Source organism: Caldibacillus debilis DSM 16016, assembly GCF_000383875.1.
Classification (GTDB): Bacteria; Bacillota; Bacilli; order Bacillales; family Caldibacillaceae; genus Caldibacillus; species Caldibacillus debilis.
Window position 1 is genome coordinate 82578 of record NZ_KB912879.1, and the last position, 22352, is coordinate 104929.

At 48.0% G+C, this 22352-nt stretch carries 18 protein-coding genes and 1 pseudogene; 7 read left to right on the forward strand and 12 right to left on the reverse strand.

Annotation, left to right across the window (positions count from 1 at the left end; translation table 11 throughout):
* Positions 1-122: 122 nt before the first annotated feature.
* The gene (locus A3EQ_RS0100580) at positions 123-362 is read right to left on the reverse strand and encodes a hypothetical protein (protein ID WP_020153244.1); all 240 of its coding nucleotides are present in this window, start codon (positions 360-362) and stop codon (positions 123-125) included.
* A gap of 371 nt (positions 363-733) precedes the next feature.
* Here A3EQ_RS0100580 and A3EQ_RS0100585 point away from each other — a divergent pair, with 371 nt between their 5' ends.
* From A3EQ_RS0100585 to A3EQ_RS0100605, 3 genes are all read left to right on the forward strand, one after another.
* Complete coding sequence (locus A3EQ_RS0100585; protein ID WP_020153245.1) at positions 734-1651, forward strand: aldo/keto reductase; 918 nt, start codon at positions 734-736, stop codon at positions 1649-1651.
* A 661-nt stretch (positions 1652-2312) separates the two neighbouring features.
* Positions 2313-2435, forward strand: a complete 123-nt coding sequence (locus tag A3EQ_RS21960; protein WP_020153247.1) for a DUF2283 domain-containing protein — start codon at positions 2313-2315, stop codon at positions 2433-2435.
* A gap of 457 nt (positions 2436-2892) precedes the next feature.
* A complete protein-coding gene (locus A3EQ_RS0100605) occupies positions 2893-3300 on the forward strand; it encodes a hypothetical protein (protein ID WP_020153249.1) in 408 nt (135 codons plus the stop codon).
* Between the two features lie 512 nt (positions 3301-3812).
* Here A3EQ_RS0100605 and A3EQ_RS20405 read toward each other — a convergent pair.
* The 3 genes and pseudogenes from A3EQ_RS20405 to A3EQ_RS21595 all read right to left on the reverse strand — a co-directional run bounded on the left by A3EQ_RS20405 (position 3813) and on the right by A3EQ_RS21595 (position 5364).
* Entirely contained in the window at positions 3813-4682 is an 870-nt protein-coding gene (locus A3EQ_RS20405; RefSeq protein ID WP_020153250.1) for an aminoglycoside 6-adenylyltransferase, read from the reverse strand.
* Between the two features lie 98 nt (positions 4683-4780).
* A pseudogene (locus tag A3EQ_RS21970) lies at positions 4781-5119 on the reverse strand (IS1595 family transposase); the annotation flags it as partial.
* Positions 5014-5364, reverse strand: a complete 351-nt coding sequence (locus tag A3EQ_RS21595; RefSeq protein WP_020153251.1) for a copper amine oxidase N-terminal domain-containing protein — start codon at positions 5362-5364, stop codon at positions 5014-5016. The gene A3EQ_RS21595 and the pseudogene A3EQ_RS21970, both read right to left, overlap by 106 nt.
* Before the next feature lie 368 nt (positions 5365-5732).
* Between A3EQ_RS21595 and A3EQ_RS21975 the strand changes: the two genes are divergently transcribed.
* Positions 5733-5921 carry a helix-turn-helix domain-containing protein gene (locus A3EQ_RS21975; protein ID WP_244874554.1) on the forward strand — a complete coding sequence of 63 codons (189 nt, stop codon included), beginning with the start codon at positions 5733-5735 and terminating at the stop codon, positions 5919-5921.
* Positions 5922-6066: 145 nt separating this feature from the next.
* Here A3EQ_RS21975 and A3EQ_RS0100625 read toward each other — a convergent pair whose 3' ends face one another.
* From A3EQ_RS0100625 to A3EQ_RS0100655, 6 genes are all read right to left on the reverse strand, one after another.
* Positions 6067-6378 carry a hypothetical protein gene (locus tag A3EQ_RS0100625; protein WP_020153253.1) on the reverse strand — a complete coding sequence of 104 codons (312 nt, stop codon included), beginning with the start codon at positions 6376-6378 and terminating at the stop codon, positions 6067-6069.
* 918 nt (positions 6379-7296) lie between these two features.
* Positions 7297-8370 (reverse strand): winged helix DNA-binding domain-containing protein, encoded by a 1074-nt coding sequence (locus tag A3EQ_RS0100630; RefSeq protein WP_020153254.1) that lies wholly within the window; start codon positions 8368-8370, stop codon positions 7297-7299.
* 387 nt (positions 8371-8757) lie between these two features.
* Positions 8758-10143, reverse strand: coding sequence for a 23S rRNA (uracil(1939)-C(5))-methyltransferase RlmD (gene rlmD, locus A3EQ_RS0100640; protein ID WP_020153255.1), 1386 nt, complete (start codon positions 10141-10143; stop codon positions 8758-8760).
* 75 nt (positions 10144-10218) lie between these two features.
* Positions 10219-11094, reverse strand: a complete 876-nt coding sequence (locus A3EQ_RS0100645) for a DNA-3-methyladenine glycosylase family protein (RefSeq protein ID WP_020153256.1) — start codon at positions 11092-11094, stop codon at positions 10219-10221.
* 187 nt (positions 11095-11281) lie between these two features.
* A complete protein-coding gene (locus A3EQ_RS20420) occupies positions 11282-11878 on the reverse strand; it encodes a putative glycolipid-binding domain-containing protein (protein WP_081626155.1) in 597 nt (198 codons plus the stop codon).
* 101 nt (positions 11879-11979) lie between these two features.
* Positions 11980-12522 (reverse strand): hypothetical protein, encoded by a 543-nt coding sequence (locus tag A3EQ_RS0100655; protein ID WP_020153258.1) that lies wholly within the window; start codon positions 12520-12522, stop codon positions 11980-11982.
* A 1301-nt stretch (positions 12523-13823) separates the two neighbouring features.
* On the opposite strand from A3EQ_RS0100655, the gene A3EQ_RS0100680 reads away from it, so the two are divergent.
* Complete coding sequence (locus tag A3EQ_RS0100680; protein WP_020153263.1) at positions 13824-14765, forward strand: nuclease-related domain-containing protein; 942 nt, start codon at positions 13824-13826, stop codon at positions 14763-14765.
* 726 nt (positions 14766-15491) lie between these two features.
* On the opposite strand, the gene pdaA is transcribed toward A3EQ_RS0100680, so the two are convergent.
* Together pdaA and A3EQ_RS0100695 are read right to left on the reverse strand one after the other, a co-directional pair.
* Positions 15492-16283, reverse strand: coding sequence for a delta-lactam-biosynthetic de-N-acetylase (gene pdaA, locus A3EQ_RS0100690; protein ID WP_026499623.1), 792 nt, complete (start codon positions 16281-16283; stop codon positions 15492-15494).
* A gap of 513 nt (positions 16284-16796) precedes the next feature.
* The gene (locus A3EQ_RS0100695) at positions 16797-17594 is read right to left on the reverse strand and encodes a YfkD famly protein (protein ID WP_026499624.1); all 798 of its coding nucleotides are present in this window, start codon (positions 17592-17594) and stop codon (positions 16797-16799) included.
* A 1093-nt stretch (positions 17595-18687) separates the two neighbouring features.
* Between A3EQ_RS0100695 and A3EQ_RS0100710 the strand changes: the two genes are divergently transcribed.
* Complete coding sequence (locus A3EQ_RS0100710) at positions 18688-19890, forward strand: MFS transporter (RefSeq protein ID WP_407637020.1); 1203 nt, start codon at positions 18688-18690, stop codon at positions 19888-19890.
* A gap of 218 nt (positions 19891-20108) precedes the next feature.
* Positions 20109-22019, forward strand: coding sequence for a heavy metal translocating P-type ATPase (locus A3EQ_RS0100720; protein ID WP_020153271.1), 1911 nt, complete (start codon positions 20109-20111; stop codon positions 22017-22019).
* Positions 22020-22352: the final 333 nt, after the last annotated feature.

Below are 22352 nucleotides of genomic sequence, written 5' to 3' on the forward strand. Positions count from 1 at the left end.
GTGGATGTTTGATTTGCGGGAGAGGCCTTTGACGGGTTCCCTGCCGTTATCGGACGATTTCGGGCTATATCCCGGACGGTCAGCTTTCATCGGACCAATCGGCTGCAGTTATTTAAAATCCGTTATTGATTATTATTGGCGTAAAAGAAAAAAATGTTTCGAAATAACTTTTCATTTTTATCCTTTATCTTTATAAACTTGGGCTCGTATTCGCTGATGAATTCCAGGATTCTTTCATAAAAGGGAAACAAGTGGTGTTCCAGCTTCGGCGCTTCTTTTATCTTGTCAAAGCCCAGCTCATTGATAAATTCGGAATCGGTCATTTTATAAAAAACGATTTTATAAGGATCATAATTTCCCACATTTTTACCCTTTTCTTTTTTAGCACTTTTATAAGGTCGTCAAGATATCCTGGCTGCGGGATTTCATTTTTACAACGAAAAGCCCAAATATAATCTCCGATCATCTGTGAAAGTCGGTCATACACGATCTCAACCGTCGCTCCATAAATATCATTTAACGTTATGACGAATCCACTTTCCTCATGTTTGGCGTATCCATCAACCAAGAGCTCCCTTAAAATATTGGCACTTGGATACCAATCATACAGTTTTGTTACCTCTCTCTTTGTATGGCAGTTGGCAAAGTTCTAAATCCGTTTCCAAAGGGAAAGGATGGAAAGGCATCCAGGAAGATGCTAATCTTTAAGTAAAAGAACAGTGGGGTGAAAAGAATGAAAACCATGAAATTGGGAAAAAGCGATTTGACGGTGTCCAATATTTCCCTCGGCTGCATGCGGATGTACAAATTATCGTTAAAAGAAGCGGAGGATGTCGTCCGGAACGCGCTGGAGCTGGGCATTACCTTTTTTGATCATGCCGACATATACGGAGAAGGAAGATCGGAAGAAATATTCGTCGAAGCGGTCGGCATGAACCCGTCCGTGCGGGAAAAAATTTTTATTCAAACGAAAACCGGGATCCGAAAGGGTTATTATGATTTTTCCAAGGAACATATCTTGCAATCGGTGGACCACAGCTTAAAAAGGCTGAAAACCGATTATATTGATGTGCTGCTCCTTCACCGGCCCGATGCCCTTGTCGAACCGGAAGAGGTGGCCGAGGCATTCGCCCTGTTAAAGGAAAGCGGAAAGGTCCGCTGGTTCGGCGTCAGCAACCATACCCCGATGCAAATCGAGCTGTTGAAAAAATATGTAAAGGAAGCGTTGATCGTCAATCAATTGCAGTTCAGCGTGATGCACACGAACATGATCGATGCGGGCATCCAAATGAATACCCTCTTCGAAAACTCGGTGGACAGGACCGGTTACGTATTGGACTATTGCCGGCTCCATGACATCACCATCCAAGCCTGGTCGCCGTTCCAATTCGGCTTCTTTGAAGGGGTATTCGTCGACAATGACCGGTTCCCGGAGTTGAACGCGAAGCTGGCCGAAGTCGGCGAAAAATATGGGCTGACGAAAACCGGGGCGGCCATCGCCTGGATTTTGCGGCATCCGGCCAAGATCCAGCCCATTGTCGGAACGATGAACATCCAACGGTTAAAAGAAATCGCCCAAGCTTCGGAAGTGAAAATCACAAGGGAAGAATGGTATGCCATTTACCGGGCTGCCGGCAACCGCCTCCCGTAAGAGCCGAGGCCCCTCGATGCGTTTTGAGAAAAGGCGGGACGGCAGTCCATCCGGCAAATGGGGGGACTCTCCATCCGAGATCGTACAGTGCCCGAGACATTCACGAATCATCCTGACCGATGGGCGGAGGTTTCTTTCGTTGAAAAATAAGAATCGTTTTTAACAACTCCCTCCTCTTTAGATTCGACGGCCGTTTTGGAACAACGTCAGGAGGGAGTGTCTTTTTCCCTTTTATTTGCGGGTGGGTACATTCGCCGGACGCAGGACCATGATTCCGAAATATATCCACCACCTCTGCGATATTGGTTTTTACAATGAAGATGGTTCATTTTTTCGAATTCAATTCGGCAAGAAAAAATGGTAAACTGGTCTATCAAGATTGCCGGAAGGCTCCCTCCCTCTGACATACAGATTGCAAAATGTTTAGCCGAGGCCATCAATTTTATGCTCCTACCCACCCTCCCTCTGACATACAGACTGCAAAATCATGATGGGCCTGCGTACGTTTTTCATTTAATCAAACGATTTTGAATGGGTCGACACGGATACGTCCGATCCCTTCCTTTGCCATGAAAGCTTTCCGGAGGGAAAGAAGGAAGCGCGGTGACGACCACCGCAAAAACGCCGGCATCATGCCGGAGATCCGGGAGGAGGACAAGAAATGATCACTTATGATCCGGAAGCGGAAGCGGCCTACATCTATGTGCTGCCCTCCTCGGCATCCGGAACCATCAAGTCCACCGAAGAGCTGCCCGTCAATGAATGTATCGTCGCAGGAAAATGATCGGATCTTCGGCATTGAACTTTTTCATGATTTGGCAAAAAAAATGCAAAAGTTTTCCTGTGAAAGACGAATATACACTTATACGACAGATTCGGATCTGTTCCGCTTTCGGATTTCATCCGCCGAAACCAAAAATATGAAAGCTGAACACGGGATCGTTTTTTTGCTTTTCAGATGAAAATTACATCGATGTTATCGGATTTGATATCCCGGATGCCGCCAAGTAAGGTAAAGATCGATTGTTCAAAATTGGCAAAGCTCGGATGCCAAAACCGATGATACCACCCAATTCAGACAAAAAACATGAAAAACTTCCGTATCATTGAGTGGTGCCGTGATTTCAATAGGGGAATTTTTTGTCGGTTCAAAATGCGGGATAAAAGGGGAAATGATTCTCTCCATTTATCTTTTCTTGCCGATACAACCCGGTTATACTCATAGTAAGGAGGTGAATGAGGTGGAACAACAAACCATGTTAAAAGAAATCTTAAAGGCGCTCGATCTGCATGCGTCTGACATCCGTTCGCAAATCGCCGACTTAAACGAAAAATTCCAGTCATTGGACAAAAAAGTCCAGTCATTAGACGATAAAGTCCAATCATTAGACAAAAAAGTCGAAGGGATGGACAGGGAATTTAGAAAGAAATTTGAGGAAATGGATAAGCGGATGCAAGCGTTGGAAGACCGATTGGAAAGCAGAATTGATCGGCTGGAAAATGAAATGAACGAACGATTCGATCGCCTGGAAACCAAAATCAACCACATCCGCATGGAACTTATCGAAACGCAAGAAACCGTCGATTTCCACTCGGTCAAGATCGCCCAACATGACCGGAAAATCCGCAACCTTTCCCAGCAGCAATAACCTCGGCTGGATCGCATCTCATCGATTTTCTCCACAGAAAATGAATCCACCGGCTGCCAACAATGGAATGGTGCGAGTTTTTTCCAAGAATAGGCACCTCTCCTCGCGTGATTTCAACCCGGAAGAGCAACGAACAGCGGCCTGATCAAATGTCTCATCAAAACAAACGATCAAGGAATATTGGACACTCACGTAAATCGGAAAAGAGTGAACCTTCACGTTTTCGGACGAATCGGGATTATCCCTTTGCATTAAGGAAGCAGAATTTCAACATTATTCTTTCCAATCCTTTTCCTGTGCAATGTGAACAATAGGCATCCTTTTGGCCTGCAAACCGGCATGCCGGCAAGATACCAATAATAATACTTCGCATACTTATTCAAGGTTGGAGGAAGATCTTTCACTTTATGAAAGGCTATGTTAAATCTTAATGTTGATATAAGAATAAAATTTAACCGCCTCCTTAGGAAGACAGTTAAATTTTACTATTGTTTCTCGTTAGAATGATGAGTTTAGCATAAATTTTTTTCTGCCCACTTTAAAACCATCTCCTCATTTGCAAAAGGAAATCCAAAGCTTTGCCTTTCTGCAACCTCAATTGCTAACCATCTGAATAGTTTATACGTCTCCTTCAATGCTCTTAATATATCGTCATGATCATAATGAGAAAATGATCCTCTCAAGCCTTGAATGACTTTTGGATCAGCCCACTCTTCTAAAAAACGCCCTGCATGCCATGTATCGTAATTCCAGCCTTTTGTAGCCCGGGAGTGCCATTCAATTAATTTCAATAACTTCCATTTCATATAATTATCCAAGCACCCTTTTGCTGTCCATAATTCTTTACGTTTAAGTTTTTTGAGGGTCCATATATAATGATATAAAAAGTCATTGACCAATTCTAAATATTCTTGTTGAGATGGAGGCTCCACTTCCTCTTTCTCAATCTTAATACCTACAATTTGGTTAATTATACCATCTTTATCGACTAAAATGCGTATTCCTTTGCTCAACGTGTATTTTGCGTGTTCAGGCAAACCATGGACTATCATTTGTTGAATAGTTGTGTTCGAATACACTGCAAAGTCCACATCTAACCCATCTTCAAACAGTACCCTTCTTTCCATTTCATTACCATCCGACGTTTTTTCAACAAACGTCAACCAATATTTACCCAAATATTGTAGCCACTCCGTAGTACTGATATAAATATCTGGCGTTGTAGAAACGATTGTTAAATCTAAATCTGACCATTCATCAGCAGGCTTTTCCTGTCTGGCATATGAACCTTGAATTAATACAGCCCTTATATCTTGTTGGCTTTCAGCCCAATCTTTTATCCTTTCAATTAGTGCTTCGTATTTTACATTTGTTGCATTCATATATCATCCTCCTTTACCTTAGTGATGATTTATTCATCTTGGATTACTGCCCATTCAGTGAGAAAAAGCTGCTCGTCGAAGTTTGGTGTTTGTCTCCTTTACAGTGCACAGGCAAGAGACAACCAACATATTTTCTTAATCGACGGTGTATTCTCATATTCCTTGCTGTCAATATAACGGAACCAAGCTAAATAATGATGCAAATACTTTGTCGCAACACCATTAAAGCGATCGATCCAGCGTTTCAGACGGCTAAGGTAACTGTTGACGTTTTGGATATGGTACACGCCTTTTACACGCTGTTTACCACGCGATTTGAAACGATAATGAGTCAAATCTTTTTCATTCGCATATGAACTGAACGCCCTCCATGAATCGGTACAAAGCACGTTTGAATCAGATAAGTATCCAGCAATAGCCTCATCGACGTTCGAACGTTAATGGTCTTTGCTGGTACGTCAAGTTTAACCGCCTGCCCATTGACGTAAGCCGTTTGATTGTCAATTTGAACTACAACCTTAACCCCATCCTTCGTACCTGTAGCTGTTCTGGTGGCATTATCCCACTCTACTTTCGCTCCAAGTAACTCGAAAATACCCCTGAGTGGGACTAAGGCACGTCCATCAACTGTTACTGCGGGTTGAGAGAACTCCTGTAACTCGCCTTTGATGATGACATTCACTACGTCCTGCTGCGAAACTGTTTGCGCAGTTACAACTCCGCTCGACCCGGATCATTGAACCTGTTAACGCCGCACACAACGAGAACGAAAGCATCTTCAGTTTTATGCGAATCGCCAATGACATCAACCTCCTAACACAAACTAAATTAATATGTACCCCGACAGGAGTGACGATAATTGTAATATTTTTTCAATTATCAAAAGTTTAAATTATCATTTATTATAACATGACTACTATTTGTATCAAAGAAGAAAAAATAACTCTCCAAGTGTAATTTATCGCAATAATTGATGCATCTACACTTGAATAAAGCGGTGTAGATGCAAAGTCGGAGATTTTAGTCCAAGTTGGAAAACGCATTCGTCAAATCAGAAAAGACCGAAACTTATCGCAACATGCGCTTGCCGAAAAATGCGGATTTACCTTCTCCTATATAGGCGGTGTCGAGAGAGCGGAGAAAAATATCTCTCTCCTCAATTTGGAGAAAATCGCTAATGGCTTAGAGGTTGGTGTCCATCAATTTTTTTTATCTACTCTTATCAATATGAGAATCTGACTGCCAAAGAGCAGTTGATCCAAGAACTCGTCTCGATGCTCATCGAACATGATCCCAAAACGATTGAGATGGCGAAAAACATCTTGAGCGAAGTTTTGAAATATACACGCCAGTAAGCCATGCCTGTTCTCAGAGCGGTATTGCTTCATTTCTCGGATAAGTCTCCATCCTCAGCTATGAATTTTTGAAGCTCCAGTAACATCCTCATGCCTGTTTTGATCCCTGTCCAGTATATCTGTTCGATCTCCAACGTGTGCCTCCGATTCATCACCTCCTCCCACTCCAGTACACATTGGAACTGTGGAAAGGCAAGCTCGGTTTTCAATTTTTCTTCCAGTTGGCGTTGCGCCTGATTCAACGCGTCAAACTTGGTTTGTTTTGCAATCTGTGCCGCCTGTTCATTGTAGAGTTGATCAATCGCTTGCCTCAGCCAGTCCGGACATGATTTCTGCATCATAAAATAAAAATCCCCTCCCAAGGTAAATTGTTGTAAATCTTACCGTAGAAGGGGATTGGTATTCAATATCCAGTTTTGACTCAACTTCAAGCTCACGCGATATGCGGGATTTTTTGCGATGCCTTTACTCGAGCGATTAACGCTTCCCTTTCAGAACGTAAGTTGTGGAATCAACGAAAGGGATCAATGATGGAAGGCAAAAACCGGTGAAAAGCTTTTCCCGGTTAATTTTCTCATCCAATAGGGCTCCATATAGAAAAAGCGGCGAACGCGGAACGGTTCGTATCACCAGGGCCTGAGTCCGCCGAACGGGACGATGAATTTTATACAAGTCGTTATTTAATAATGAAAAATGGGGTTATGGGAGGGCATGGAATAGCCCTTCCACCCCCCTTCACTTCCTGGCGCAATGTCATTACGATCCGAAACCCAATCAGCCCGAAGGGACATGGAGAGCGGCAGTACGGTTATAATCACGACAAAGGACAACTAAAACCAAAATGCATTTTTCCCATAATCCTCAAAAAACTATTCCCCATATCGGTAATGTAATGAATCCCAGTAAAACCAAGAATTTTAAAAGCATAGGAATGACCTCTCTTGGAGAGATAAATGGTCAATTGCATCCAAAAACCATTATCGTTTGTCAATGATTGCAAAAGAGGACAGCGCGCCTATTATCCATACCGGTATTCCTCTCTGAGACTGTATAGAAACGGAACTATTTATTGCGAGACGCCCCCACATAATAAAAAATTCGGACCGCCTGTGCGAAATGTTCCATCAACTTATGCCCCTTTTATTTCTTTCGTAAAAAAGAGAATGATACCCTGCCCGCCCGAAGCGTTAAACTCGGTTTATAAATGGAGCCTTACGGCCAGCAGGATTGATGAATATAACAAGTTCATTGTCCCTCTGTTAATGTTCATGCGCTAAATAACGCTCGGCAGACTCCAACACTCTTTCCTGAATGTCCGCATCCAACGGTGAAAATAATTTCGTATCCATTCCTGATCTGCGATTCTTTTTGCTTCTGGTCCATACGCCGATCACTTTTCCTTTATAGAGGATCACCGATTGAATATGCCCCGCCGGACGATAGACCTCCTTATAATATTGCTGCTGCAGGTAGAATTTTTCCTTATGCCCCAAAAGATAACAATCAAATTTTGGCAAAAAGGCGATCTCAGCGGGTTCGGCATTTTCCAATTCTTCCATGGAAAACGCAACATCATAGCGATGATCCGACTCACGCAGCTGCCCTTTTACCAGATGTAAAGCGCGCTTCACCCGCACGACGGAAACGCCGGACCAATAGGCGAAATCATGAATGGTGGCCGGTCCATATGCCATCAGATAACGAAGGAACAGTTGCGACAATGCGGCATCGGGATCCTCCGGCAAGAATGGCAGCCGCTGAGGCAGCCAATCCTTTGTTTTTACAAAAGTGACCTCAGAACCCTTTTGCGGCCCATGCACGATTTCACCCCAATACGCTAAATCTTTAAGGACCCCGCCCCAAGGTGACAACAAATTGGTAAGCCATTCCGACTTTGTCCCTAACAGCTGCTCCACTCCCTTTTGAATTTCCGCGCGCGTGGCGGGACCATTATCCAACACTTCAAGAACGGCCTTTGCCGCCAATTCCCGTTGTTTCCAAGTTGCATATTTTTGCAAATACCGACTCCACCTGTCTTCCCATTCCGGGCGCAATGCCGTTCTGAACATGGGCCAATCGCTGGCAATGATGACATGCATCGTTCCGCGGACTGTCCAAGTTCTTACCAGCGAACGCCTCTCCCATAAGTCTTTCTGAATTTTATCAGCCGTTACGTTTTTCAATCGCGCTTTGGCCGCCAGATACACACTTCCTTGCACCTGATCCTGGATGCCGCAAAGGTGCTCGATGAGTTGCACCAGGCCAAAATCTTCTTTTGGTTCCGTTAATTTTTGACGAATGGCATATTGTTTGCAGCGATCTTCATCCAACATGAATATCCCTCCTCATTGTCGGCGGGCCGTAACGATTTTGTCCAGGATCCACCGGGGGCACAGTGAATCAATACGGATGATTTGCGCGGGCGTAAACTTGAAGCAGCAACAAAAACAAAGGATTATTACGGAGAAAACCAAAATTTCCGTATTCACCTATTTTCGACTCAAACCGTTCTTTATCCGTTCTCAAGTTGGCGGAAGCAGGACGGATATGTATTCCTGCTCTTGCGAAAAAATGGAATCAGATCATATGGGAATATTCCATATTTTCTTCGCAAATTCCTCCATATTTCCGAAAAATCAGGACGGACAGAAACAGTCGGCGGTCGGGAAATCTTCCGGCCCTTCCAACTTCAAAAATCCATCGAAAAAAGGAGCCGCAAATCAGGCTCCCTTTCGAATCAACAAGATTACGCTTTCTACGTGAGACGTCTGCGGAAACATATCGACGGGCTGGATGTAGGCGATGTCGTATTTTTTCGTGAGCACGTGCAAGTCCTTGGCCAGGGTGGACGGGTTGCAGGAGACGTAAATGATTTTTTTGGCGTTCGCTTTTAACATCGTCTCGAGAAGGCCGGCGTCGCAGCCGGAGCGCGGCGGGTCGACGATGATGACGTCCGGCCGCCATCCTTCCTTGATCCACTTCGGCAAAATTTGTTCCGCTTTGCCGGCCTCGTACCGCACGTTTCGGATCCCGTTTAAGTCGGCGTTTTTCTTCGCGTCCGCCACCGCTTCCTCGACCGTGTCCATGCCCCGGATCTCCCCCGCTTCCTCCGCGAGCCAAAGGCCGATGGTGCCGACGCCGCAATAGGCGTCGACGACCTTTTCCTTGCCGGTGAGGCCGGCCGCCTTTTTCACTTCGTCGTACAGCTTGGCCGTTTGCTCCGGATTCAATTGGAAGAACGCGCGGGCGGAAAGTTCATAACGGAATTTTCCCAGCGTTTCCACGATTGCCTTCTTTCCCCACAAAAGCACCGATTCCTCGCCGAAGACGAGGGAGGTCTTCTTCCGGTTGATGTTTTGGACGATCGACCGGACTTCCGGCAGCCGCTTTCGGATCTCCGCGACGATCCGTTCCTTTTTCGGCAGATGATCCGTTGCCGTAATGAGGACGATTTGCAGCTCCCCGGTTTGGATGCCGGCCCGGGCCACGATCGAGCGGACGACCCCTTCCCTTTTCCGCTCGTCATAGATCGGGATCTCCAGGTCGGACAAAATCCGTTTCACCGTCACCGCCGCCTTGTTGATCAACGGGTGCTGGACGATGCACTTCGGGATGTCGATCAGCCGGTGGGAGTTCAGGCTGTAAAGCCCGGCGATGACCTTCCCCTTATTGACGCCGACCTGAAACTGGCTCTTGTTCCGGTACTCCCACGGATGGTCCGCCCCGATCGTCGGCCGGATGTCCAAGTTTTCCACATCGAGATTCGTATGCCTTTCCAAGGCCTGCACGATCAGATCCCGTTTTTCCTCCAATTGCCGGCCGTAATCGAGATGCTGCAGTTGGCAGCCGCCGCATTTTTCGTAAATCGGGCAAGGGGGCTTGACCCGGTGTTCGGACCGTTTTTTGATCTTAACGATATTTCCTTCGGCAAAGTTTTTATCTACTTTTGTAATCTCCACGAGGACCTCTTCCCCGGGAAGGGCGTCCTTGACGAAGATCACCTGCTTTTTGTAAAAGCCGACCCCTTCGCCGTTGATGCCGATTCTCTTTATGGTGAAAAAAACCCTTTCGCCGGGCGATATTTTGATGTTCGTTACGGGTTTCATCCGTCACACCTCGAAACTGATCCTGTATAAAAAATTTTTCCCTTTAAAAACGGCAATATGCGGCCTCCCTTGCCGTTACGCCCCCGGTTCGATGCTCCGCCACAAATAAAGGGAGGCATAGCTCAAATAGGGCTCCCATTCCTTGCCGATTTCCTCCATCTCCTGTTCCGTCGGCCGTTCCTTAAGGCCGAAAACCTTCTGGACCGCCCGTTGCAGTCCGATGTCCGCTTTCGGGAACAAGTTTTTTCGGCCGGCGCCGAACAATAAAAAGTTTTCCGCCGTCCACCGGCCGATGCCCCGATACCGGATCAATTCCCGGATGATCTCCTCGTCCTCCTTTTTGACGAGTTCTTGCAGATCGAGTTCGCCGCTGGCGACTTTTTCGGCAAAGCCGATGACATACTCCGTCTTCCGCTGGCTGAACTGCAGGGGGCGCAGCTGTTCGGGAGAGAGACGTGCCACATCCTCCGGCAACGGATAAAAGGGAACCCCGTCCTTGACGGTTCCGAAGGTTCGGACAAACCGTTCCGTTAAAACGTAGGCGAATTTCAGATTCAGCTGTTGATGGATGATACAGCGGGTGATGCTTTCGAAATAATCAAAATCGAGGACGAGCGGGGTGCCCCGGTGTTTTTCAAATATCGGCGCCAACGAGGTTTTCCGGAAATGGTCGTGAATGGGTTGGAGCGGCTCGTTGAACTGAAAGATCCGTTCGATTTCCTTCACGGCCTCATCCCGGTATTTGACCTCTTCTCCCTCGATCCGGACGGAAGGGGAATGGACATCCCCGGTTCCCCTTACTTTGATGACCACCGGCCGCTTTCGGATCCAAAGGGGTACCAGGATGGAACGTTCCGAACGATTGACCGCCCGGAGTGGGTCGAGGGCGTTGCGGGCCAGTACTTGATCGAAGTCGTAAGGGCCTTCTATCTTTTTTTCAATGCTCCACATGGGCGTCCTTCCTTTTTGCCGCAAATTTCTTCTTCCATATTATCTTAAACGATCAGGATTGGAAAGCAGGAAATCCTGCGGGTTCCGCTCCGCCACGCGCGGTTGCAGGGCGCGGACCGGGGGCTCCGGCTGCGAATCGATGGCTTTCGTCCGTGAAAAAAGCTTCAGAAGCCGTTATCACGCAAGACTAAAAGACCCGGGTAAAGATTCCGGGATACCGGAGGACAAATCCGTCGGCATCCACTTCAATATTCGTTTCAAAATTGCCGCTTTTGTAATGGAACTTCCTTCTTCCCACTGCCTCTTCGAGCAACTGATACCTTTGTTTCACTTTTTTCCACGCCAAATCCGGAACCGAAAGAAAGACCATCTCCAAATCCCTCGCATCATTTCGTTGCCACGGCAAACGATTGATCGGCAGCGAATTGGTAAACGGGGTACAGGACAGGTCAAGATCGGCAGCTCCCCTTAAGGGATAAATTTCCTCCCCCTTTTCGTTGAACCATCGTCCTTTTCCATCGGACAAAAGATGGAGCGATTTTTTCAGATTTTGAATCTCCAAATCCAGCTGTTTGACCGTCCAGTCTTGACCCAATACCAGGCTGTCGTTCACTTTATACGGGCGATTGCCGTCGATGCGGATCACGGTGCTGTCAACGTAAATGTTCGCATCATGAACGAAGAGTTCCAAAAATTCCGTTCCAAACGTTTCATTGCATTCCCAGATCAGAACAGTTTTTCTCTTAGGCGCCTCCTGCGTTTGATTCGGATGATCGGCGGGGATGCTTCAAAATTTTTTCCTTCGTGACCGCAAAGTTCCGCCTCCTCCCCATCGAAGGCGAACGATCGGCTGAAGATTTCCTGACGCTTTTCCTTCTCACGCAGTTATTCCCGCCGGGACCTTTTGGCCGGGAAGGCGGTGATGGCCAAACAGGTGATAAAAGCGGTGAAGGCGACGATCGCGGCAAAGGCCAATCCGAAAAATTCCATCGCCGTATCCCTTTCCGGCGTGTTTGGCTCCAAGGCAGCCATTCGAAAAATGAAAACGAACATCAGCAAAAAATAAAAACTACTACCGACAGTCCCCGTGATGAACCGCTCTTTCCTTCCCGGATTTTCGGCGTGATGAATGGCCATCCACACATAAATGCTGGAAAGCGCCGCAACAAACATGATGACGATATGCAAAAACGGAATCGGAAAGTGCATGGCCACGAAAGCAAAAAGCGTCAGAACAAAAATGGTCAACCCGAAAAGCAGAGCATTGATGAAAAATAAAAAGATTCCGCTTAACCAAGGATTTTGAAACCATTCGGCATTTTTCAGCTTTCTCGCGAGAAAATTTTCGGCGCCCACCTTCCCGATCAAATCATTTTTGTTGAGCAAGATCAAGGCAATGATGAGCAACCCGATGAGCAAAAAACTCATCCATTTCCCCCATTTCTTCTTATTGCATGGAAATTTCAATCTATTTATACAAAAAAATCGGGCGTTAAACAATATGGGGATCAGATCCGCGGAATCCTTCAGGATTTCGTAAATTTTTGATTATAAGCATATCCAAGAGAAGGCGCCTCCTTTGGGAAGTGTTGCGATGGACACTATTGTAGGACGCCTTCTCTTTTTTTGCCTATTGGATTGATCTTGTACCGAGAAAAATTTTACCCTTACATGGCATACATGGGGAAAGCCGAAGATCAGGGGAAGGGAAGGGGATTGCCGGGCTTGACGCCCGGCATTTTCCGAACGGGACCGGCGCGGGACGAAACCCTTATCCACGGTCATTTGAAAAAACGGCTCCGTTGTTCTGTCCCGATGCGGGGGCCGCCAAACCCGAAAGGAAAAGCCGGAGCGGACCGGGGCGCCGGCCTGGCGGCGAAAAGCGGGCCCGCCCTTTGGACAAAATTGTACCGATCATCGGAAAACCTGCCTTGATTTTAAACAAACCGCACCATATGTTGGACACCGGGACCGATGTTGGACATTTTTGTTGCGATGATGGACGTTTTTTCTGCGATGATGGATATTTTTTCTTTCATATTGGACATATTTTTTTCCATGTTGAACGTTTTAATTAAAATAATGGACAAATGATTGAAAATGTTGGACAGTCATCCGCGGTATTGGACAATTTTTTATCGATATTGAACGATTCGGCCGCCATTTTGGACATTCCGGCGGAAGTCCTCAAAGGAATGTTGGACAATTTTCCCATTATTTTGGACAAACGAATTTCCATTTTGAACATTTTTAAAAAATGTTGAACTTCTTTCCTTCTATGTTGTACAGTCCGGTTCTGACGCAAAATTGGATGTTAGACATTTCAATCCATCTGTTGTAATGCAAAAATGGATGTTGGACATTTCAGTCCATCGTTTCCGGTGAAAAATGGAAATTGGACATTTCGGTCCATCGATTCCGGTGTAGCCCTGGAAGTTGGACATTTCAATCCGTTTCTTTGCCGGAAACGATGCGGCAATGAAAGGTTCCAAGCCTTTGTCGGACATATAAAAAAATTTTCGCGGCCGAATCTGTCTGCGGCAAAAAACGATGGAAAATGCGGCGAAACGGCTCCCAATTCGGAAATTTCTGCCGGGATCAAATGGAATTTTGCGGCCGAGTACCCGCCGTGTTTTCTATATTTCCAGAATTGAAATTTTTGGCAGGCCCACTATAATTTTTGTTAAAACAAGCGGAATCAAATTGGAAAGGGGCTTGGATATTTACAGATGACGAAAAAAAGAGAAGCGCCGTACAAACTTCTGCAACTGGAGGCATTATTAAAAAGGCTTCCCGCGAACCATCCGAAAAGGCCTTTCCTCGAACAGGAATATCACAAAAGATTGGCCGGATACCGCGGCGAACAGGAAATCGACTTTTACTTGAACTACGTTTCCGACCATCATATCTCCTGTTTGAATAATATTCGTCTCAACTATGACTCCCAATATTTTCAAATCGACACCCTGGTGATTTCCCCCCAATACTTGCTGATACTGGAAATCAAAAATATCACCGGAACCATCTATTTCGATGAGCAATTTGGCCAACTGATCCGGATCTATGAAGGAAAACAGGAAGGGATGCGGGATCCGATATTCCAAGTCCAGCGGCAAAAAAATTTGCTGTTAAAATGGCTAAAAAAGAATCATTTCCCCCTTTGGCCGATTGAAGCGTTCATCGTCATCAGCAATCCTTCCACCATCATTAAAACCTCGAATACCCAGCCTCTCCATATTGTCCATGTCACAAAAATCCCTGAAATCATCCATCATTTAAATGAAAAATACCCTCCCGTCAAAACGTTGACGCCGGTCGCCGAACTGGCCGACAAAATAGCGGAAATGAATCAGCCGCTCGTAACCGATATTCTTGACGAATATGCGATCGATCCCGGGCATCTTATCAAAGGAGTCCGCTGTCCGAATTGCGATTTCATTCCCATGAAAAAAATATGGAAAAAATGGCAGTGTACGAAATGCCATTTCGTTTCCCAGCATGTATACGAAACTTCCCTTGACGATTACAAACTGATTTTTGGCAACAAGATTACGAACCGAGGATTAAGGGATTTTTTGAAGATCCGCTCCCGTTCGACGGCCTGGTATATTCTCCAAAAATTTGTAACCGAGAAAAAGGGAACGAATCGAAAAATGGATTATTTTTTTTGAAAACGGTAACGTTCCGCCCGCGGCGGAACGTTTCCTTTTGATTTAAACCCATGGGATGTTGGACAGTTTTCTATTAATGTTGGACACCCATTTCAATGATGGACATTTTTCGGAAGATGATGGACGTTTTTTCTGCGATGATGGACATTTTTTCTTTCATGTTGAACAAATTTTTCCCGATTTTGGACATATTTTTTAACATGTTGAACAAATTTTTGAAAATGCTGGACAGCCGTATGGGATGTTGGACATTTTTTTAATGATGTTGAACGATACGGCTTCGATGTTAGACAAACCGTCCGCAAGTTCAAAAGGAATGTTGGACAAATTTCTTATAATATTGGACAAACGAAGATTTATTTTGAACATTTTAAGAAAATGTCGGACATTTCAACTTCGATATCGGACATTCCGTCCCAGTCGAAGAGGCCCATGCTGGACATTTTCTGCAAACAATAAGGAAATAAAAATCTCGGGAATCTCCCCTTGGCGGAACAACCTTGCCCATCCCCATGCGGAGAAAACCTTCGCCTCCTCAGATTCCCCGTTCAACCACGGACAGCAACGTTTTCGTTCAAACCCGAAAATACCCCTTTGCATCGCAAGACACCCGAAAACCGAAACGAATAATCCTAAACCCATTGCATCGCAAGATCTAAACTTATTCAATCAAACCTGTAGACCTTTGCATCGCCAGACCGCAGCTTTTTCGATCAAACCGTCGGTCTAATAAATGATCCCGCGATCGAAATGTTTTTCCATCAGCAATGCGTCCAAGCTTTGAAACGTATACCCCCGCTGCTTCAAATCCCGGATGACCTTTTCCAAGGCATCCGCATTGTCCTTGGAAACCGAGTGCAACAGGATCACCGCTCCCGGATGGATCTGCTTCATAATGCTGTCGTAGGCGTATCGCCAGCCCCGCTGCCGGTCCCGGTGCCAATCGACGTAGGCCAGCGACCAGAACACGTGGATGTAGCCCTCCTCTTTGGCCACTTTCAACGTCCGCTCGCTGAAAATCCCCCGCGGCGGCCGGAGGTAGACCATTTCCTTTTGTCCCGTCAGCCGTGCCGTTTCCTCCTTGACTTTGCGCAGTTCCTCCCGGATCTTTTCGTCGGATGTAGCCGTAAAATCCGGATGGCTCCAGGAATGGTTCCCGATCGTATGGCCTTCCTTTACCATCCGCTTCACCAGATCCGGTGCCGACAACAAATAATGGCCGGTAACAAAAAAGACCGCGGGCACCTTCTCTTTTTTCAGCACATCCAAAATTTTTTCCGTATAGCCGTTTTCATAGCCGTTGTCGAAGGTCAAATAAATGTCCTTTTTGTCCCTGCTTCCCAAATAAACGGCGTCATATTTTTCCAAAAGCCGGTTCAATTCCTGCCCCGCATCCGGCGGCTGTTCGTTTTTCGCCCGCTGGAACCCCCAATGGATCGCCGAATCGGAAGCGGCCGCTCCCGCCGTTGTATGCAAAAAAATTCCCGCTGCCGTAATGAAAAAAATCAGCTTTTTCATGCGATCGTCCCTTTCTTGTCCCGTTTTTGTATGTTCCCGGGAGAATCCCGGTCCCGCTACCCGTTCCATCCGATTCTGCCTGCCGCGGATCCCTGCTCCCCTGTCCCGGATCCTTTTGCCCCGATAGTCGGGATTCCGAAGGAACGGGACCGGCCGCTCCCCGTTCCGTTTGCCGCTCCCGGTGCATAACTTAAACCCGATCCGGCCGGGCCTATTTGGTAACATGCCCCTGCAAATCCATTTGCCGTAGCTGCCCAAGTCTGTCCTGCCGGACCCATTCCGTATCGGAGCCTCGTCTAGCCGCTTCCGTCCCCCTTAGACCGTCCCAGGCCGCACGGGCAAGAGGAGGTGATGTTCCTAAACCGGAAGAGCAGGTCCCCTTGAGACCGTTTCGGCCGCCCTTCCCCGCATCAGAATTCATACCCGGACGTCCGCACGGTTTTTGACCGCCATCCGAATCCCATCCGGCCGTCCGCTCGGTTCCTGCGGCCTCTCATGAAGGGAGGTCCCATCCTAACGCGGAGCATCCGGCGAATTGAAGGTGAACTTCACATGGTCCTGGATCGGAATCCAGGCGCCGATTCCCTGAGTCGTTACGTTTTTCACCGAAAGGGACCGTTTTCCCCCTTTTAGGACCAAGTAGACTTCCCCGTACGTCACGACTCCTTTTTCATTGATGGCGGGAGCATAAGCATCCAAGTAGCCCAATTTTTTCGGGGGAATATTGTAATATTGGTCCTTTTTCGTCCCCGCGCCGAAAACCGTCTGGAAGGCCAGCGGCAGATTCGTTTTTTCAATGGCTTTTAAAAGCATCATTTCTTTCACATCATCGCTGTCCGGCACTTTCGCGGTGAGTCCTCCCCTTACGTTTTTCTGCATTTCCTGGACATAATGCATCTTATAAGGGGTCTTCCCGCCGCGGTTATCGTAATAATTCGTATTGATTTTTTGATATTCCCAGTTGGGGGATGTCTCATTGGATTCATAACTCAGCGGCCATTTTCCCAAATAGATGGTCGCCTTGGATCCGATGGCGAATAGCGGCTTGTGGATGGACGTTTCATTCAAAAGCAAAATGAGCTTCGGGTTTTCGATCTTCACCTTCGAAGATTGAATGAGCTCTTTCGTCAATTCGCTCGGCTGCAAAAAGGACAGATCTTTGGAAGGATTCGGATAGGTGTTTTCCTTCGCCACGTTCAGCACGGAAGTCGGAATTTTGTATTTGCCCCCCGCTGCAAATACGGAAAAAGGAAAAAGGGCTGCGGATAAAACGAAAACGAAACAAACCGTCCTTTGTACCCATCTTTTCAAGATCAACACCTTCCCTTTCCGTTTTCCCTTAGTTTTTTCTAAAAACCCTTTTCTTATCCCCTTTGAAAAGGCGGCATTGCGGAAAAAAATTGAATATTGACAAAATACTCTCCATACAATAGTACTAATCAACCGATAAGGGGGGAGACGTGAAGAAGGCAAAGCGAAGCCGGGTGTGTGCATGAACATCCGCCCGGCTCATTTTCCGCCATCCTAAGTTTGCCGATTGATAGGTCTCTTCGGTTTGGTTCGACATTCGGCGGAACGGACCTTCGGGCTTTTTGTCGGCCCGCCGACGGTCCGTTCCATTTTTTTGGGATTTTTACATCGGATCCCGCCCTTCCGTCCCGTTTCCCCTCCGCGTTTTGCCCGGCCGGCGCTTTTTCGATCTTTCTGATGCCAAGGCGGCATTCCCGCCTTTGAAAGGGCCGGGCGCACCGCACGAATGCGGACCGACAACCCGCCGCCCCCTTTTTTAATGTATTTCGCTTCTTCCTCATCCATCCGGAAATACCGGTATGTTCCCTTCTCGAAAGTTTTCGCCTGGGATGTCCCGCTGCGGCATTTCCCCCATGCGATGCCTTCTCCGCCACCTTTTATGAAAAATTCCCGAAGTTCATCGGCAGCCTCGTTCCGGCAAGAACCGGTTTTGCCGCGGATTTTCCCTGTCTTTAGCCATTGGGTCTGGCAAAAATCGGATCGCATTTGCCGGCGGCAAGTAAGTGTCCCGCCGTTTTCCCTGAATCACCGCAAACCTGTTCCGTTCCCCGCAAACATGATTCGCCCGGCGGCCGGGAAACCGGGCGCAAAACAGCTTTGCGAACGCCGTCACAGTCCCCCGTTCTATCCGCCATTGCCCCAACAACCGGACAAAAGGTAATCTCTTGCCCCGAATGGCGGACGCCGCCACGGCTCCCGCTTCCGATCCGTCCGCCATTGTCTCCGAAACCGGAGGGAAGAAAAGCTTGCATCCCCCCATGATCCGGCGAAGATATTCGCTTGCCGGTTTCCGGAATTCCGGTTACTATCAACTATGTAGGCTCTCCTGACGCATCGGCGAACAAGCCGTTTCCCGCAGCGGCGGATTGCTCCGATGCAGGAATACGCAAGAAAGGGTTTAACAATGACACTGACAAGGAAACATATTTGGATACTTACGACCATCGTCGGCATCTCCGGTTTGAACCAGGGACTATTATTGCCTTTGATCGCCCTCCTGCTGGAAGAAAAGGGCGTTTCTTCCACCGTCAACGGATTGCACGCCACCGGCGTGTATATCGGGATTTTGTTCGCTTCCCTTTTCATGGAAGCCCCTTTGCGAAAATACGGGTTCCGTCCGCTCATTCTCGGCGGCGGCCTGACCGTCACCCTTTGCCTGCTTTCCTTTCCCCTGTGGGATTCCCTACTTTTTTGGTTTCTTTTGCGGTTTTTGATCGGAATCGGGGACCAGACCTTGCATTTTGCGACCCAAACTTGGATCACCGCCTATTCCCCGGCGGGAAGCAGGGGAAAAATCATATCTTTATACGGGCTGTTCTTCGGCATCGGTTTCGCCGTCGGGCCGTTCTTTTTGCCGCTTCTGGCCATTCATTCCGCCCTGCCCTTTCTCGTATCGGCCGCCCTCAGCTTGGCGGCGATCTTGACGATCTTCCTGCTGGAAAACCAATACCCGGAAAAATCCGGGATCGAAACATACACGATCAGATCCACCTTGGTACGGTTCAAAAAAGTGCTGGCCCTCGCCTGGGCACCGCTCTTGCCGGCCTTTGGCTACGGCGTGCTTGAAGCGAGCCTGAACAGCAACTTCCCCGTCTACGGGCTGCGGATCGGTTTGGAGGTGGAAAAAATCTCCTTGATTCTGCCCGCCTTTTCCATCGGGGGAATCGTCTTTCAGCTTCCCCTGGGCATTATGAGCGACAAATACGGCAGGAGAAAGGTATTGCTGACCGTATTTGCCTTGGGCACGGTCCTCCTGTGGATCATGGGCATGGCGGAAACATCCTTCCTCGCCCTGTTTTTCTGCTTTTTCCTTTTCGGGATGCTCCTCGGCTCCACCTATTCTTTAAGCCTCGCTTTCATGACCGACAGCATTCCGAAGCAATTTCTTCCCGCGGGGAATTTGCTTTCCGGCGTTTGTTTCAGCTTCGGCAGCATTTCCGGTCCCCTGATCTGCGGCGCATTTATTCAATATTTCCAGTCGTTCAGCTATTTCCATTTCCTCTCCCTGTTCCTTTTGGCCATCTTCTTCGGCTTGGCCAAAAAACCGGCGCCAAAACCGGAAAGCATTCAAAAATAATTATCATTTTATCATCTTTTTCATTTATTATAATTCTTACTTTATAATTATTTTAATTTTAATATTGAACCTTTTCCTCCCTTAATGTATAATATGGGTAACAGAAGAAAACCGATGAATTCGCTTTTGTGCTGCCGGTTCCACGGCAGCATTCGCCGTTTTTTCGGGGTGCTGATTTTGATTCTTTTTCTCAATTAGAAAGGGAGGAAGGGGTACCAATGGAAGGATATGCGCAAATTTTCCATCATCGATTGAAAAAAGAAAGGGATTGGGAAAAGTGGCTGCCCCATATCGAGATGGCGATGGCCTTAATCAGCGGGATCCTCATCGGCTGCGGATGGCTGCTGGATAAAGCCGGGATGGAAAAATTGTCGGTGATCGCCTTTCTTTCCGCTTTTGCCATCGGCGGCTTTTTCAAGGCCAAGGAAGGGATCGAAAACACGATCAAGGACAAGGATTTAAATGTGGAAATGCTCATGGTGTTTGCCGCCATCGGTTCGGCCATCATCGGCTACTGGATGGAAGGGGCGTTATTGATCTTCATCTTTGCCGTCAGCGGCGCGCTGGAATCCTATACGATGAGCAAAAGCAAAAAGGAATTGAACGCCCTCATGTCCGTCGTCCCGGAAGAAGCCACGCTGCTGGAAAACGGCGTGGAACGGGTCGTCCCCGTCCGGCTGCTGAGGGTCGGGAACGTGATCCTGGTGAAGCCCGGCGAACGGATCCCCGCCGACGGCGTCGTTAAAACCGGCTTCACTTCCGTTGACGAATCGCCGATCACCGGCGAGTCAATCCCCGTCAGCAAAAAAGAAGGGGACGGGGTGTTTGCCGGGACCGTCAACGGAGCGGGCGCCATTACCGTGGAAATTACGAAACCGGCCTCGGAAACCTTGTTTCAGCGGATCATCGAACTCATCCAAAACGCCCAGGAAGAAAAATCGCCGGCCCAGGCCTTCATTGAAAGATTTGAAGGGATCTATGTCAAGGGAGTCCTCGCCGTCGTCGCGGTCATGATGTTCCTCCCCCATTACCTGTTCGGCTGGAGTTGGACGGAAACCTTTTACCGGAGCATGATTTTGCTCGTCGTCGCATCCCCGTGCGCTTTGGTCGCATCCATCACCCCGGCCACTTTGGCCGCGATCTCAAACGGAGCGAGGAAAGGCATCCTGTTCAAAGGCGGCGTTCACCTGGAAATCCTCGGGAACATAAAAACCGTCGCCTTCGACAAGACGGGGACTTTAACGAAGGGGAAACCGGAACTTACTGATATCATCGTCGACAAAGACTGGCCGGAAGAAAAGGTGCTGGAAATCGCCGCATCCGTTGAAAGCCGGTCGACCCACCCGCTGGCCCGTTCCATCGTCCGCTTTGCCAAAGACAAGGGAATCCTTTCCTTCCTTCCCGTCAACGAACTGGAAGACATATCCGGATACGGCGTCCAAGCCAAGATCAACAACGAAACCTGGCGCTTGGGAAAATGGGAACTGATGGAAAACAAAAACGGGGAATGGCTGAAAAAGGCGGAAACTTTCAGATCGGAAGGAAAATCGATCGTTTTCATGGAAAATGGCGAGAAGATCGTCGCCTTGTTCGCCTTGAAAGATGTGGTAAGAAATGAGGCGAAGAAAGCGATCCGCGATCTCCACCGCATGGGGATCCATACGGTTATGATCACCGGGGACAATGAAGAGACGGCCCGTTCCATCGCCGATGAGATCGGCATCCGGCAAGTGGCCGCCAAATGCCTCCCCCACGAAAAGGTGAACGTGGTGAAAAAATTGCTGGAAACCTCCGCTCCGGCGGCCATGGTTGGCGACGGAATCAACGACGGGCCGGCCCTGGCGAGCGCCAACGTGGGCATCGCCATGGGAGAAGGAACGGATGTGGCCTTGGAAACGGCGGATATCGTCCTCATGAAAAACGACCTGACGAAAATCGCCGATGCCATCCGGCTGTCCAAACGGATGAACCGGATCGTCAAGGAAAATATCTTCTTCTCCATCGCGGTCATCGTTTTGCTGATCGCTTCCAATTTCCTGCAGGCCATCAGCCTGCCCCTCGGCGTCATCGGCCACGAAGGAAGCACAATCTTGGTCATATTGAACGGATTGCGCCTCCTCCGCGGATAATCCCGCGAAAAAAGGGGCATTTCGGACGGCCCCCTCCGCCCGGTAAAACGGAAGCCGTCCCCGCGGCAAGTTTCAAAAAAATCCGCCCTCAAAGGAGCGTGGAGGACGGACCTTTTTGCAACAGCCCGGCGCCTCCTTGCGGTTGTCAAGGAAGGTGGCCAGGCTTTTTAAATATGGAGGATCTTCCTTGGATGCGAATCGGGCAGGAGGGAGCGGCTTACCCCCGTCCCCCACACCACCTGGCATGACAGCCTCGAATTGGGTTCGTGTCCCTCAGGCCGAGTGTTTGCCTCCAGCTTCCTTCAGATTCCGTCTCACGGGGGACACCCTTTC